The organism is Brevibacillus antibioticus, assembly GCF_005217615.1.
Lineage (GTDB): Bacteria > Bacillota > Bacilli > Brevibacillales > Brevibacillaceae > Brevibacillus > Brevibacillus antibioticus.
The window spans coordinates 4,979,024-4,993,986 of record NZ_SZNK01000001.1 but is presented as its reverse complement, the minus strand read 5'-3'; the positions used below and the strand labels follow the sequence as shown (position 1 = coordinate 4,993,986).

Sequence of the window (14,963 nt, the reverse complement as noted above, 5' to 3'; positions counted from 1 at the left end):
TCTATTCCATCATGTAACCTTTACCCAATAATCTTGGTCTTCTTCGCATTCTCCATCGACTTTTCAATGATTCCGCTCAACGGACGCTTCAGTGCGAGCGCCACAAACAGGCTGATACCGATAAAGCCGAAAAGTACGAGTATATCTCGAATCGCCGTTTCCCAGAGGATGCCGCCCACCCCTTCACGTAACAGGCTGATCGCATACGTGAAGGGCATGTATGGGTTCAGCGCTTGGAAAAACGGTGAGGTCATGCTGATCGGGAACGTACCGCCCGAACTGGAGAATTGAAATACCATGAAGATGATCGCGATGCCTTTGCCCACGTTGCCGAAAACAGACACCAGCGTGTACGTAATCGTGACGAACACCAGGCTGACCAGCATACCGAATAACACAAACGGAGTTTTATCCGCTACATAGGCCCCGAGGATGTAAATATCACCGAGCGTGACGAACAACGCCTGAAACAGTCCGATTGTCGCAAACGTCCCCAAGCGACCTAGGTACAACTGATACGGCTTGTACACTCCTCCGGGATTTTCTGCATTCGGCTTTAGCAAGGAAATCAGCAAGGTGGCACCTACCCAGAGTGACAATACACCGTAAAAAGGTGACATGGCCGAACCATAATTCGGAATCGGATAGAGGCGGTTTTCCTTGATCTGCACGGGACTCGCGAGGAATTCGCTCTCTTTTTTAATGTCGCCGCGCAATAGCTTGGCAAGCTCGGCGAAGTTGTTGTTCGCCTCTACTTCTCTCAGCTTGTTGGCGGCCTGTCCAATGGCACTCTCCAGCTTGGGCAGATCGTCGCGAACCAATGAGGCAACTCGGTGGACGCCCGCCTCCACCTCCGGGAGCTTGTTGCGCACAAAATCAGCCAGCTTGGTCAAATTCGCCTCCGCTTTAGGCAAATCGTTCTGGACGAATGCCGCTGCCTCGTCGAGCTTCTTCCCGATAGTAGGAAGATTCCCCTTCAAGAACGGAGCTGCTACGCGAATGGCATTTGCAAAAGCATCCGACTTGCTTCTGAGCGTTTGAGCGAGCTCGTGGACGTGCGCCCGTATTTGCGGCATCTCCTGCTGGATTCGCTTCAATTCTGCCAATCCCAGCTCCAGGCCCGTCTTTGTCTCTTGGAGAATCGCTTCGATATCCGGAAGCTTTTCTTGGGCCTTATGCAGTAGATCGGCAGATTCTCCTGTGATGACCTTCAGCCTTTCAATGCCTTCGGATATTTTCGGGACGATTTCGCTATCGTAACGGGACAGGATGTCTCCCAATTCCGCACTGACATTTTTTGAGAGCTGATTCAGGCTCTCGACCAAGTCTTTCGCGGGCTGCTTGCCGTTTTCCAGCGCGCTTGCAATCATGCCGAGAATCTCGATTTGCCGGTTCATTCTGTTCTCAATCGTTCGCAGCCTCTCCGCGAAAAGACTCAATGGCTGTCCAGGAATATAGCTGTTTACCTTCTCTACAAGCGATGCGGTATGCCCCAAAACATTCGCGGCTCGAGATAACCTGTCTTTCACGGCATTTACCTCGCTCGCAGTAGGCAAGCGATCCGGATTGATTTGCAACAGCCTGTCTGTGAGCTGAGTGAGTGCATCCGTAGCTTGCTGGGCTAGCATGAGATTTTGCTTGATCAGCGGTGCAATCGTTTCAAAGGCACCGTCATGCTTCGCAAAAAAGTCATTGAGCTGATCGGCAACAGACGCACCCTTATCAGTCAAATCAGCGATACGCGGCAACACCTCTTGAGCAGCTGAAACGATCTCAATGGCCTGACTCGCTTTTTCTGTGGCCGTCGTCACTGCGTTTGCGACCTTATCAAAATTTTGATCCAGCTCTTCAATTCGTCCGACGGCTTGCTCAATCACCGGCAGCTTGTCTTCCATCGCGATAATGACAGACGCCGACTCATTGATTTTCGACCAGTTTTGCTGAATTTTGAGCACGGCCTGCCCAGCTTGATTGATTTCAGGGATTCTTTTTTCCACTTCCAGAATGATCTGCGCTTTCTCATGAATCTCGGGAAGCTTCTTCTCAATCTCCAATACTTTTTGCCCTGCGGCATGAATCTCAGGCAGGCTTTTTTCCAATTGGAAAACGCCACTCTCGATTTTGCGGATGGTCGGCAATTGCTCTTCAATTTTAATGCCGATCTCTGTAAGCTTCGTGAGCAAGGCTTCACTGACGCTTTCCGTAAAACTCTCATTGATCTGCTTGGCAATCGCCGAAACACCTGACGAGGTGATTTTGGGAGCGACGGCGTTCACTTTTTCATTGACCGTATAGATCACTTCGGGCTTGTTCAGGTTGCCATGGACAATTCCCGTGATTTTTGTAGAAAAGTCAGCCGGGATCAGGATGCTGGCATAATAATCGCCCCGCTCCACGCCCCTTCTGGCCTCTTCTTTGTCCACAAAGGTCCACCCTAGTTTCTGGTTGGTATGCAGGCTCTTTATGAGCTCGTCTCCGATGTTAACCTTTTTATCGCCAACCGTAGCTCCCTGATCCTCGCTCGTCACCGCCACCTTGACCCCTTGCGTATTGGCGTAAGGGTCCCATACTGATTTGATGTTGATCCAATCGTATAAACAAGGAAGGAGAATGATGGCGATGATCAGAAAAATCCCAGTCGGGACCTTGAAAATGTTAATCCAGTCCGTTTTGTAAATCTTCCATATAGACCGCATGTATGTACCACCTAGTAAGAAAGAATGGATGAAGCATGACACTTACATGACAGTTTACCATGGAAGGAAATGATCGGGAATGAGCTGTCAGTAGTATCATGAGCAGCTGCACGCCAATTTATGATGGACAAATTCCTAGTAATGGCTTCCTCAATGTACAGGACTCAGTAAGTCAAAGCTCCAGTCCACATTTTATTAGACTCGCGAAGGATACCTCTCCATTTCCTCCACACCTTTTAGTATGTCAATTTTATTTTCACAGAACACAGGAGGAGCAACCAGGCGTACGGCGTGCGTAAGTCGTCCCCCCGATCGCAGCTACAGGTGTTGCCAGGAATCAGAAGCACTGGTAGCGCCGTAAAGTTCCCGGCCAGAATCGGATGACAGGCAGCTCGAGCGTATTAAACGAGAGATCTTTAGAAAGACAAAGAATCTTGTCCACCGAAAGCCTACGGTTTCCTGGGGAAGGCTCGTCTCTCCTTTTTAAAAGTTATCTCAATCATATTCATATTATGTCCAATTCTTGGAATCAATTGGGTACTGAGAAAAGAAAAAGACGCGATTTCTCGCGTCCTCATTTCAAACACTAATTTGATGCTTTTTCCTGCACGAATCGTTCGAATGATTTCTGTTCAGGTATTTCTACTTCATCACCTTTAGCTTCCTTTTTGTCGACTAACTTCCATTTGAATTCTTCGCTATCATCTTTTTCGTACACAAACATTTTACTTTCGCCATTCTTCTTCTGTACCAAAACAACAGCTTCATCCAAACTATTTTTCACATAAATTGCGGGAGCAAAATCCCCTTGCTCAATTTCGTTAGTGTCGAAAATGGTTTGTCCCATCGTCATTCGCAATAAAATATAGTCATCCTCTGTCATGTCTTCCGGCTTTTCACTACTATCTGCCGTGAAAAGTTGATAATCGCTGTCGTCAAAACCCAATGCAGATGTTGCATTATCGTAAGCAAGAGTAAGCTTTTCTTCTGTGTATTGTTTCAGATACTCTTTGTATTCAGCTTTATCACTCTTACCGGCGAAAACGGACACGCCAGTGACTGATATAGCAGCAACGAGTAAGCCGCTTAGAATTATCTTCGCTTTCATTTTCATAAATATACTCCTCCCTTAAATTAGAATCGGAAAACAGTTTCATCCCTGTCCGTTTTTCCGTTTACATACGCAAAAGCGGTAGCCATAGCATCCAACTGGCTCACCGTTATGGCTCGCAGCGGATTGCTATTTAGCATCTCACTCAAATGTCCGGTACTAATACCGCTCAATTCACTTAGTTTGCTAAGCGTAAATCCATTCTCTTTTACATTTTTTTGAATCTCAGAACGTAATGATCGTCGCACTATCGTGTCTTCCCCCATATTAAATCTACTCCTCCTTAGCAATAACACAAGAAAACAACAAGCTTACTATATTTTACAAACGATTCTGATACATGTAAATATTTCCTTTTTTTATAATTTTACCCTAACGATGGTATTTCTAGCTTGTCACCAGGCGCAGTGGATTACCTTTCCATCAGTAGGTGGTAGCCAGAAGTAACTATCGTCCTGCAAAATTTGTTCATTATTGATCCTCGAGAAGTTGACGAATGGAAAGACCGGCGGCAACCAACATAAGAAAAGATTCAACTTTTCTTAGTAGCGACATACCACCAGCGGCTTGGTTGTCTGCATATCATAGGGGTACCACCAACAAAATGCGGATTTTGTACGCTAAGCCCTGGATGACAGAAAAAAAGCCGGTATCCTGTACGCTAAGGATTACCGGCATTATCAATTGGGGAATTAGAAATCGAATAAATACTTACAGTTTCAAAATACAAATTCTTCATCTCATCCTCTTGTATACTTGGTTTAAGTTCTTTAAACCAATCTGCTTCTAAATCCTTATCATTAAGTACGTTTCCTCTCCAAAGGGACAATCCCAAATGCGGAAAGGTATATGAGTAGCCTAAAGAAGCCTCTTCATTTCTATCGAACGGTGAAATCTTATCTAGTATTTCTACGAGCTTACTTGCTTTCGTATTAAACACATTAATACCTCTAAACAAACAATAGTAATAGTCTTTCAATGAATTGGAGATATGAATATGAGACACTTTTCCATCTGCATCATATTCGCATTGAACATCTTCATAAAAATGCCCTTCAATAGAATCATTCTTACTCAACTGAACATATCTCTCGACTTCTTCTTTAGTCATTCCAAGCTTAATTACATCTATTGAGTGTCCTTCCTCAATAATTAAATTTTTCATATTATCCCCCTAGTATCTTGGTAATGGAAAATCTGAACACAACCTTAAACTATTAGAAGAGTAAGGATGTGTTCAGATTAATGTTACTTTTATATTACTTTACACCCCAAAATTGTAGTGCCAAGTAGGATGCCGCAACAATATAATCGTTATACTTATCTGCTAAGGTTTTATATTTCCCTTCCGGGTCATTTTTTCCTTTTAAACCGTCGACTTCAAATTTAAGTAAGCCCATATAATCTTTGTCATTCATATAACTCACTTCTAAGTCTCTAAATCTTTGAGAAGAAGTGTAATTCCCCCAGTTAGGCGTTTGTACATGGTCATCATACATCATTCTAACAGCAGGAAACTCTCCAGTATTTTGAAAACCAGCTTTCAGTAATGAGCTAGCTGCAACGATGTGGTGTCTTTCTCCTCCCAAAGGTTCCATTGAACTATAGGCACTAGCATCAAAGTTATATCTTTGCCAAGTGAATTTGTTGTCGCCAACTTTATTCTTATATATCCAAGTTGTTCCATCCTCAATTACGGTTATATCATATTCAAAATAATCAGAAACCACTTCCTTGCTTTGTATCCATTTAAATACGTTACCAGTACCAACTCCTTTTTTGTCGAATCTAATGTGGCTATCGTACCGCCAATCTTGTCGTTGTTTATTATATTTCATTAAGGTTCCAGAAATCGAATCAATTTTATCCCTACCAACATTTAGAATATCAACAGAAAAATCAGAACCAGTCGTACTGTATGCAAGGTACCACACGTTACTCACTGCATTATCTGGCGAACGCTTTACAAGTAAATTTTCATCAATTGTAATTTCTTGCGGTTCGGGCATGTTCAATCCTAGCTCATTCACTATCTCCTCAATATCACTATCACTAATTTCACGCAGGATTAAAGGTTTTTCCATCTCAGTAAAATCAATATGTTCTGATAGGAAATTATACTTCTCGTTCCCAGTGCTTAATAGATGTTCAAATCCTTGCTCTCTAATGAAATCTTCAATATCTGAGTGGTTACCAATATCCTCTAATTTAATATTTTCCAAAAATGTTGAAGAGTTTTCTTGTGCCAAAGCTGTGGTTAAACTACCAAAAACCAATAGTAAGCATAACAATCCAAACGGTATTACTCTTTTAAAATTCATTTTAATTCATTCCTTTCAATAAAGTATGAATTAGCATTTCACTCTTATTCTTTTTTCATCATTTTTAATTGAATTGCTAGAATGTATTTATCCAATTGCTGGCTTAAATCCACGACTTCATCATCCAACAAATTATTCTTCTCTAAATACAATTGCACCAGTTGTTCGCGCAATTGTTCTACATTTTTTTTCAAGTGACAGATATCTTGATAAGTTCCTCCTTCCCGATCTATAGGTAGCGTGGTACATTTACTTATAGGAGCTGTAACTGCTCCTTCTGTGGGCGTTCCGTTAACCTGGCAAAGGGGTGGAACGCCCTTTTTATAGGCAATAGCTCCTATGGTTATCACCCCCTATTTTATTACATTAAAGTACATTTATAACTATATACTAGCATTCAGGAAGTGGGCGGTTGATAAAATTTGAATAGTAAAAAAATCATCCTCAAAAGAGGATGATTCCCTTTGGTGTTTACCCACCAACACCGTGTTCATATTGTATAACGGTTCCTTTAGGGATTGCTGCATGTCCACTCGTGACGCTGCTACACAGTCCCAAAACTAAAGCTATTGATAGCAAAATCGACCTCTTCATTTCGTACCGCCTCCATGATTCGCTTGTACTCCCTTGTTTGTTGATCTGTTGCATGTGATCGGAAAGCTTCGAATAGTGTAACGCAACGTATGAAGCCACTGTCATTCTTCATGATAATCGATAAAACCAGGCAGCGTAAAGTATCCTCAATTCCGCTCACGTACTGACCATTGTGAAGTCGATACATAGCTAGCTCATATCGAAAACGAAAATAACGATCCGTCTGGATGAGGTTATCATAATCATTAAAATCATTGATCTGGTTTGAAAATTGTTTGAGAATCCCATCCACTAAAAATCCATGCCTATTGGCCGATTCCATAATGGCTATTAGGCCAGAAAGGATCTCTTTTGGGTGATCCATAAGGAAGCGAGTGTAAGTTGGTAGAACATCGATGTCACCCAGGAGGACATTTAACGTATAGTGATTAGCCGTTGCCCACTGTCGAAACTTTTCTACCTCCATCTGTCCTGTTTCATCCAACAGTTCAAACCAACTCAGATTAGCATAACCAGAGATATATTCCTTCGCTTCTTCATACAATCCTTGTTTTTCAAGAGCAGCACTCTTCAAAAGGAATCCCTGACCGTAGTATACAACTAAATGCCGCTCTGTCTGCAGCGGAAGGATTTTTCTGTTGATGTTTCTCCCACGCAACTCATCCTGATAAACAGCAGTTGCCAACTCTCTTAGCTCATCTGCATAACGCTCTACATCCTTCCATTTGTGAAGCGAAAAGCATACATTGGCAAGCTGTAATAGGGCATCCAATTGATAGTTTTCAGGTAGTCTCTTTCGATATGGATCAAATTGTATGACAGCCCCCCAATTTTTCTCGGAATCGGTACCTTGTAGAGCTCGAAATAATCGATACTGTGCGATGACGAAGCGCTCATTGTGACTGTTTTTATCCGTATCAATGACGAGCTGATAAAAAAGAACCGATTCCTTACGTTTCCCTTTGGTAAAGAGTTCCTCAGCTACCTGAAAGAGAATGGACGTGTTTTTCTGATTGTCCAGTACCTTGTAGACAATCGAATCAACACAATCCCGCCGACCAATTTCCGCGCATCGAACCAGATACGGGACAACCCTTGATCGCGATACTCTTCCTTCCACAAAACACTCGGCCTCGTACAATTCATACAGCCAGCCTTGAGATTGCTCAAACGCATGAGCAAGTGCATCCAAGTGACCAATCGTCATTGCTCGTGGTGGAATTCGATTTAAGAGGTCGCTCAATACTCCCTGATTAATACCTGTTATCTCGCTAAGTCTAGTCAGTGTGTAACCACGTTCTTTAAGATGATGTTCAATCTCTGATCGTATTGATTGTTGAACTGTCTTACCTTCCCCCATTACATCTACTCCTCCTTAGCACAGGAAACACTAAACTTCCTATATTTTACAGAAGTCGCGAATTAATGTAAATATTTTACAAAAAACCTTTCATCCTTCAAGATTTGTTCATTTAGAGTACACTCTGTCGAAACACTTGATCTTTTTTTCATTGGGGTTGATTACTGAATTCTTTCTCCTCACTTTCCTTTAATTTTAAGAAACAGTCAGAGTTAAAAAACTGTAAATACTTGGTAGTAGAAGTAAGTATACTACGTGTATTTTAATTCGCCAATCATAATGGGTGATTAAAAATTAGCGAAGTGATTAACATAGTAGTAAACGGACTAAGGAGAGCTTTCCAGCTTGAAACTATTAGAAGCACGCACACAAAAGGGCTTGTCTCAGGAAAAAGTAAGTCGGATTGTAAATGTATCTCTCAAGCACTACCAGAACATCGAATATGGGATCACAATACCCACGGTCACAATAGCCTTGCATATCTCCGAAGTCTTCGGTATTGATCCTCGAGAAGTTGACGAATGGAAAGACCGGCGGCAACCAACGTAAGAGAAGATTCAACTTTCCGTAGTAGCTGCATACCACCAGCGGCTTGGTTTTCTGCATATCATAGGCATTCCGGATGTATGCGTCGCGGGGTCTGCATAGGTGGATCTCACCCATAGCAGCTAACGCAGTACGCAAGCAAAGCTGATTTAAAAAACATAAAAAGACATAAGAGTAATCTTCAGTGTTTCCAGATCCTCACTATGCCCTATGGTAATCAGTTTGAAATTGGGTGTTCCTCTACTAGATAGATGATAGGTTGAACTCATTGTTTTAAATTTCAATATGTGTAATATCGGTATTAAAATGACCGTAATATCTGTTTTCCTCGAACGATTCTATTTTTTTGATCATAAATAACTTCATACGTAGTAGAGCAATTTTTGCACAGTAAAAAACGATCTTCACTTGACTCAATCTGTTTTTCTCGTCCTATCTTACCCTTCAGACCAATTCCAAACTCCATGATTTTTACTGTACTGACAGCTTGTTTCTTTTGTTATTGCTAAGGAAGAGTAGGCAGCGGTTCTTTTGTACCATTCACCAAACTGGTAAATTATGTAATTATATACAAGTAAACACATTATCGGATTGGAGGTAAGAGCATGAAAACGTCTACTAAAGTTGCTACATTCCTACTGCTTGGGGCTGCTGTTGTTACTGGTGGTATTTGGACGTCCAACACCTACGCTTCGGTTAATGAGGAAAAAGAAGTAAAAGAAACGGTTCAAATCTATTTGGAAGCGCTTGAGAACGGCGATGCATCAACTATGGCTGAATACACGATTGATGAGCGGTTTGATAATGATAAAGACAAACTGAAAGTGTACGAAAGTTTTGCTACTGATAAGATGGATATAGATATGGATTCCGTATCGGTGGAAAAAATCGAAGATGAAAAAATGAGTGTTACGTTCCATTATACGAACAGACATGCTTCGGAAAATACAACTCTTCCAGTAGTCAAAGAAAATGATCAATGGAAAGTACTAATTGAAAAGACAAGATAGCTTAACACCAATAATCCATTTCCATACTAGCGTTAACGGCTATTATCCTAGACAAAGAATCCGGTAATTCCTTCGCCCAGGGATTACCGGATTTTTCAGTGGTTTTCACATTAAAGTTAAGATAACTGACATTACGCTGCTACTACCCCTACTTGTATCTGGGTTCCGATGTACTTCCCGTTTTGGTCTTACTTTCTCTTCTCTTGACGCACCAAATACAAGAAGTACGGAACACCGATGACCGCCGTCACGATACCCGCGGGAATCTCGATCGGAGGATTCAGTCCCCTCCCCAATGCATCTGCAATGACGAGAATCAATGCTCCCAGAAACGCCGCACCTGGCAACAGATAACGATGCTGATGACCGAACAGCTTTCTCGCCATATGTGGAGCAATCAATCCCACAAAGCCAATCGAGCCAATCGCTGCTACACATGCGCCTGCCAATGCTACCGCGAGTAGCAGGAGTACATAGCGTGTCCACACGACATTTAGTCCGAGCCCCGTAGAGCTTCCTTCATCCAGACTGATAATGTCCAGCTTTCGATGCAGGGCAAGGCTAATGGGAATGAATACGAGCATCCACGGCAGCAAGGCGTAAACTTCATCCCAGCCTTTCCCCCACAAGCTCCCTGCCAGCCAGACAAGAGAATCATTGGCTTGCATCGGATACTTCACCATGATGAACTCCGTCAACGCTTGGCAGATCGCGCCTACTCCCATGCCGACCAAGGCAAACGTAGTTGGCTGTGCACCGTTTTTCCGGGCGAAATAGATGAGCGCAATCGCTACCGCCAGTGCTCCCAAAAACGCGACAATCGGGAGGAGAAGTGGTGAAGCGGTCGGAAACAGAATGATGACCACAACCGCAAACAAGCCCGCGCCTTTGGTCACCCCTACGACATCCGGTGATGCCAGAGGGTTACGGATCATTCCTTGCAAAATCACACCAGCGATCGCGAAGCCCGCTCCGGCAAGAATCGCGAGCAACGCCCGCGGCAATCGATAGTTTTCAATCATAAACGTAAGCGATGAAGCTTCGCCCATAATCACTCGAATGAGTTGATCAGGGCCGATAAAGATCGGGCCGATCCCCATGCTAAGCAATGCTGCCACTAAGACTAAGGCGCCGAGACCAACCAGGAGTAGGGTGTTTTTTCGCGAAGTCATACCATTTCCCTCCCCTTTTTTCTCGCCAAGTACAGAAAGAACGGGGTTCCCAAGAGAGCCGTTACAATTCCTACAGGAGACTCAAACGGATAGGAAATCAACCGAGCCAGGACATCCGAATAGGTCACTAAAACAGCACCACTAAGCGCAGACACAGGGATGACGACCCGATAGTCCGTACCCACGAGCCTCCTTGCGATATGCGGAACCATCAGTCCGACGAAACCAACAGCTCCGGCGACAGCAACAGAGGCGCCTGCCAAAATGACGATCACAACATAAGACAGCAGTCGGACGCGGGCGATTTTTTGTCCCAACCCCATCGCGACTTCCTCCCCCAGTCGAAACACAGACAATGAGCCGGACAGCCAGATCGCCAATAGGAGTCCCGCTATCGACCACGGCAAAATCAATTGCACATCCGTCCAAGCCGCTCCGCTAATGGAGCCAGACAACCAGTACAATACATTGGATATGTGTTCGTTAAAGATGATAATTCCCTTCGTAATGGAGGTGAGCAACAAGTGGATGGCCATTCCTACCAAAGCGATCTTGAGATTGGTCATCCCACGGGAAGCTGCGAAGCCAAAGACAACAAGGCCCCCGACAATCGCTCCAGCAAATGCAAAATAGATGAGATTGGCTTTCCCGATATCCGGTAAAAGCACAATCGCGAGTACAACCACCAGACAAGCTCCCGCATTTACGCCAAAGACTTGCGGGGAAGCCAGTGGATTGCGAGTAACGGCCTGCATCACGGCTCCTGCCACGGCTAAATTCGCCCCGATGATGGCTCCCAGCACGGCTCTCGGAACACGGATGGTTTGGAAAATCAAGAGCTCCTTGGAGTATTCACCCGATAGCCAGTGCGTCACTAATGATCGAATTTGTAGTGACGCTACTCCGGTAAACAAGCTCAGCAACAACCCAATGAGCAAGAGGGTTGCCAAGCCGATCGCAATGAGCACAAAAGTACCTTTTCGTTGTCGTGTCGTTATTTTCTGCAATGCATGCCACCTCGATCAATTACCACGTGCAAGAACACCGAAAAGACCAGATCAGTGATCGGCCTTTCCAGAATTTGCATCGTATGTGTTCTATTTATCCTTGCTGTACAAAAGGTTCACTGCCTCTTCGACAATGCGTTCCGCAGACTTCAGTCCACGATAGCGCGTCCAGAGGTCACGATTTACTTTGTGTACTTCCTGATTTTTGACTGCGGTGATGTTGTTCCAGAGCGGATTTTGCTTCCATTCGTTCAACAGCGCGTCGTCGGCCTCCGCCAGGAAAATGACATCTGGGTCCCACTGCACCATTTGCTCCAGACTGATTTTTACTGTTGGTTCTGGTGCATCCTGAATCGCATTTTTGATTCCGATCATTTCGAGCAATTCGCCATCAAACGATTTCGCACCATGTGCAGACAGCGAATCTGCGCGGAATACACCCAGCATGACATTGCGGGAATCCCCAGCCGTTACCTTCTTTTTAAACTCTTCGATGATCTCCTTGTGCTTGATCAGGCGTTGTTCTGCTTCTTTTTGCTTGTTCAGCGCTTCCCCAATCGTGGCAAACGAGCTCAGATTTTCCTGATACGTCGAGTTGCGGCTTTTCAAGATGATCGTCGGTGCGATTTTTTGCAAATCCTTGTAAATGTCCTTGTGGCGATTCAAATCACCGATAATCAAATCCGGCTGCAACGAGCTGATGACTTCCAGACTCGGCTGCTGGCGAGTCCCCACAGGGGTATACTCGATTTTTTTGCCGATCAGTCCTTCTACGTCCTTATCCTTCTCCTGCGCGATTCCTACAGGCGTCACTCCCAGCTCCCATAGTCCGTCTACAAAGGAGTACTCCAACGCGACGACTCTTTTCGGGTCTCCGGTAATTTCCGTTTCGCCTAGCTCGTGTTTCACGATGCGCTTTTGTGCGGTTTGCGCACTATCTTGACCTGTTGCTGGCTGTTTTTGTTCTGCGCTGCCGCACCCGGTCAGTAATACCGTACCTGCCAGTGCAAGCGTCCAAAGCATATGACCGAGACGTTTTATTCCGTTTGTTCGCTTCATCTTTTGTCCCTCACTCGATGTAATTGATAATGATTATTATTACCGATGAAATGCGTTTTTTATTGTAACAAGCCGCTGCCGCAAATGAAACATTGTGCTTATTAAATCTTTTACCGCAATAAAGATGATTAACGTCATTTTGTTCATGCTTCGTTATTACGAAAAAAAGCCGTTACGCCTGAACCATCGACGTAAACGGCTTTTCGCCACGATGCTATTTATTATTTGGCGTATGACTTACTTCAGTCTTCGAGCTCAGCTTCTCTAATGCTTCCTTGGCAGGCGCATGATTCTCCGCCATCGCCAACGCCGCCTGATAAGCTGCCACAGCCTCCTCCACTTGACCCAATTCTTCGTAGCAAAGCCCTTTGTAATACCATGGGTGAAAACTTCCCGATCCCTTCAAGGTCAGGTGCCGAATGTTGCTCTCACCTAGCTCCAAGCAGTGATCGAACGTTATCAAGGCTCGTTTATAGTCCTTTTTCAAATACTGAATGATCCCTTTGTACAAATGCAAATCAACGTAGTCAGGATAAATCTCGATTGCCTTTTCAATTCCTGGCCACGCTCCCTCCGCACTGCCGGTCGAGATCAACGTAGAGTATTTGAGCTTATAAAGAAGCGAAGGAGGCATCATATGGTTTTCAAGAAATCCGACAATAGACAGATTCACAAACTTGAACGTTTTCTCATGCTCCTGGATACGTGAGAATTCACTGGCAAGATGATACTCAATCCATGGAGAGTGGTCCTCTTTTTCCAATTCCTTCATGAGTAGCCCAATATTGCGCTCGAATTTGTTCTTTCTCCCAGTAAATTCATTCATGTAGCCGTAATGGTATATCCGTACAGGCAAGATTTGAATGTGGAGATCTTCGGTCAGATTAGGGAGAACCTCTTCTACGTTGAGCGTTTCGTGGATGGGAAAATGGAAGCGAAAACCGATGCCATTGCGAAACAAACGTGAGTGAGCGATATGAAAAGCATCGTCTTCATTTTTTTCATCTCCAATGTAATTGATTAGATGGATATAAAAAAGAGAATCCTCTTGACCGCGAAGCAGCTCCTTCAACTTCTTGCTGTCTTCCTGATTCATTTCCTCATCGGCATCCATCCACAAAATCCAGTCGCCCGTTGCTTTTTCCAGTCCAAAGTTACGCGCTTCTGCGAAGTTGTCCTGCCACTCATACGAGTGCACGACCGCTCCGAATGACTTGCTTATCTCTATCGTTTTGTCGGTACTCCCCGTGTCTACGATAATCATTTCATCCACAAGATCTCTCACGCTTTCCAAGCACTTGTGAAGGCACTCTTCTTCGTTTTTTACAATCATACATAAGGAAATTTTGGGCGCCTCAGACATGCTGCTCATCTCCTTTTACACACATCACTGAGATCGTAGTCTATCCCCCCTTTACTCTATGAGTGGACTGCTTCTTTCAGAACGCCGCCATTTCCTTGGCTTTTGAACCTTTTGCTGGAGCCGCGCATGACTCATGTCCTTTGTGCAACAGCCCTCAGGTTTTGCCTCCTTATCGAATGAGTACGATTAAGTTGTCATATTAAGATCGCGGTTACATAACATGTACTGCGAGGAAGTTTCCGTTTATTCACTACCAATTACGCGATCCTGTGACGATCCTATCGTTTTTACGTACGCCTTCTATTTCGGGTAAGTCTTATTTTGTATACAAAGTCATACAAACAAAGGATGTAGATAACGATGTCAATGCCCACGGTCCCCAATATAACACCGGAAATCATATTGAAGCGAAATGAAGTATTAAATCTGCTTCTGACGTCCATTGCGCTCGAGGAAATCGGACTTTCTCACCTTATTAATGCAGAGGGGCAAAAGATCCAAAAAATCACGAAGGAGCAATCCCTCTCGATCAATGATGCGCTTGCCCTAAACAATAGTGTTGAACGAATGCTGCGCAATGTCATCAAGACAGAGATGCTCTTGCAATTCAGGCTGGAGGACATTCTTAAGCTGGAACAGATGGAGATCCATGATCATCATCACGATGACTTACCTGACACCCCTGACATCCCCGACCTTCCTTGCTTCAAAGAATAACCCTTAC

General features: G+C 44.1%; 14 protein-coding genes. 3 read left to right on the top strand and 11 right to left on the bottom strand.

All coding sequences use genetic code 11. The features are described 5' to 3' along the window. Positions 1-20 precede the first annotated feature (20 nt). From E8L90_RS24240 to E8L90_RS24210, 7 genes are all read right to left on the bottom strand, one after another. A complete protein-coding gene (locus tag E8L90_RS24240; protein ID WP_137031678.1) occupies positions 21-2,696 on the bottom strand; it encodes a YhgE/Pip domain-containing protein in 2,676 nt (891 codons plus the stop codon). A 586-nt stretch (positions 2,697-3,282) separates the two neighbouring features. Further along, positions 3,283-3,810, bottom strand: a complete 528-nt coding sequence (locus tag E8L90_RS24235; protein ID WP_137031677.1) for a hypothetical protein — start codon at positions 3,808-3,810, stop codon at positions 3,283-3,285. A 20-nt stretch (positions 3,811-3,830) separates the two neighbouring features. Then, complete coding sequence (locus E8L90_RS24230) at positions 3,831-4,055, bottom strand: helix-turn-helix domain-containing protein (RefSeq protein ID WP_137031676.1); 225 nt, start codon at positions 4,053-4,055, stop codon at positions 3,831-3,833. A gap of 413 nt (positions 4,056-4,468) precedes the next feature. Next, positions 4,469-4,972 (bottom strand): hypothetical protein, encoded by a 504-nt coding sequence (locus E8L90_RS24225; protein ID WP_137031675.1) that lies wholly within the window; start codon positions 4,970-4,972, stop codon positions 4,469-4,471. Between the two features lie 94 nt (positions 4,973-5,066). Then, positions 5,067-6,128, bottom strand: a complete 1,062-nt coding sequence (locus E8L90_RS24220; RefSeq protein ID WP_244297377.1) for a hypothetical protein — start codon at positions 6,126-6,128, stop codon at positions 5,067-5,069. 44 nt (positions 6,129-6,172) lie between these two features. After that, positions 6,173-6,478 (bottom strand): aspartyl-phosphate phosphatase Spo0E family protein, encoded by a 306-nt coding sequence (locus tag E8L90_RS24215; protein ID WP_137031674.1) that lies wholly within the window; start codon positions 6,476-6,478, stop codon positions 6,173-6,175. A 194-nt stretch (positions 6,479-6,672) separates the two neighbouring features. Beyond that, positions 6,673-8,082 carry a helix-turn-helix domain-containing protein gene (locus E8L90_RS24210; protein WP_137031673.1) on the bottom strand — a complete coding sequence of 470 codons (1,410 nt, stop codon included), beginning with the start codon at positions 8,080-8,082 and terminating at the stop codon, positions 6,673-6,675. A 345-nt stretch (positions 8,083-8,427) separates the two neighbouring features. On the opposite strand from E8L90_RS24210, the gene E8L90_RS24205 reads away from it, so the two are divergent. Together E8L90_RS24205 and E8L90_RS24200 are read left to right on the top strand one after the other, a co-directional pair. Further along, complete coding sequence (locus E8L90_RS24205) at positions 8,428-8,631, top strand: helix-turn-helix transcriptional regulator (RefSeq protein WP_137031672.1); 204 nt, start codon at positions 8,428-8,430, stop codon at positions 8,629-8,631. A gap of 602 nt (positions 8,632-9,233) precedes the next feature. After that, the gene (locus E8L90_RS24200; protein WP_137031671.1) at positions 9,234-9,638 is read left to right on the top strand and encodes an Rv0361 family membrane protein; all 405 of its coding nucleotides are present in this window, start codon (positions 9,234-9,236) and stop codon (positions 9,636-9,638) included. Between the two features lie 188 nt (positions 9,639-9,826). On the opposite strand, the gene E8L90_RS24195 is transcribed toward E8L90_RS24200, so the two are convergent. From E8L90_RS24195 to E8L90_RS24180, 4 genes are all read right to left on the bottom strand, one after another. Beyond that, a complete protein-coding gene (locus E8L90_RS24195) occupies positions 9,827-10,810 on the bottom strand; it encodes a FecCD family ABC transporter permease (protein WP_137031670.1) in 984 nt (327 codons plus the stop codon). Next, a complete protein-coding gene (locus E8L90_RS24190; protein WP_137031669.1) occupies positions 10,807-11,817 on the bottom strand; it encodes a FecCD family ABC transporter permease in 1,011 nt (336 codons plus the stop codon). The genes E8L90_RS24195 and E8L90_RS24190 overlap by 4 nt, the downstream gene beginning before the upstream one ends. 90 nt (positions 11,818-11,907) lie before the next feature. After that, positions 11,908-12,876 carry an ABC transporter substrate-binding protein gene (locus E8L90_RS24185; protein WP_137031668.1) on the bottom strand — a complete coding sequence of 323 codons (969 nt, stop codon included), beginning with the start codon at positions 12,874-12,876 and terminating at the stop codon, positions 11,908-11,910. A gap of 214 nt (positions 12,877-13,090) precedes the next feature. Next, positions 13,091-14,239, bottom strand: coding sequence for a glycosyltransferase (locus E8L90_RS24180; protein ID WP_137031667.1), 1,149 nt, complete (start codon positions 14,237-14,239; stop codon positions 13,091-13,093). 360 nt (positions 14,240-14,599) lie between these two features. Between E8L90_RS24180 and E8L90_RS24175 the strand changes: the two genes are divergently transcribed. Then, positions 14,600-14,956, top strand: coding sequence for an alpha-helical endospore appendage domain-containing protein (locus tag E8L90_RS24175; RefSeq protein ID WP_137031666.1), 357 nt, complete (start codon positions 14,600-14,602; stop codon positions 14,954-14,956). Positions 14,957-14,963 lie beyond the last annotated feature (7 nt).

Excerpts from the sequence above, each read along its gene's own strand:
- E8L90_RS24200 (WP_137031671.1), top strand. The coding sequence starts at position 9,234 with ATGAAAACGTCTACTAAAGTTGCTACATTCCTACTGCTTGGGGCTGCT.
- E8L90_RS24235 (WP_137031677.1), bottom strand. The coding sequence starts at position 3,810 with ATGAAAATGAAAGCGAAGATAATTCTAAGCGGCTTACTCGTTGCTGCT.
- E8L90_RS24185 (WP_137031668.1), bottom strand. The coding sequence starts at position 12,876 with ATGAAGCGAACAAACGGAATAAAACGTCTCGGTCATATGCTTTGGACG.
- E8L90_RS24225 (WP_137031675.1), bottom strand. The coding sequence starts at position 4,972 with ATGAAAAATTTAATTATTGAGGAAGGACACTCAATAGATGTAATTAAG.
- E8L90_RS24175 (WP_137031666.1), top strand. The coding sequence starts at position 14,600 with ATGTCAATGCCCACGGTCCCCAATATAACACCGGAAATCATATTGAAG.
- E8L90_RS24180 (WP_137031667.1), bottom strand. The coding sequence starts at position 14,239 with ATGTCTGAGGCGCCCAAAATTTCCTTATGTATGATTGTAAAAAACGAA.
- E8L90_RS24220 (WP_244297377.1), bottom strand. The coding sequence starts at position 6,128 with ATGAATTTTAAAAGAGTAATACCGTTTGGATTGTTATGCTTACTATTG.
- E8L90_RS24210 (WP_137031673.1), bottom strand. The coding sequence starts at position 8,082 with ATGGGGGAAGGTAAGACAGTTCAACAATCAATACGATCAGAGATTGAA.
- E8L90_RS24240 (WP_137031678.1), bottom strand. The coding sequence starts at position 2,696 with ATGCGGTCTATATGGAAGATTTACAAAACGGACTGGATTAACATTTTC.
- E8L90_RS24195 (WP_137031670.1), bottom strand. The coding sequence starts at position 10,810 with ATGACTTCGCGAAAAAACACCCTACTCCTGGTTGGTCTCGGCGCCTTA.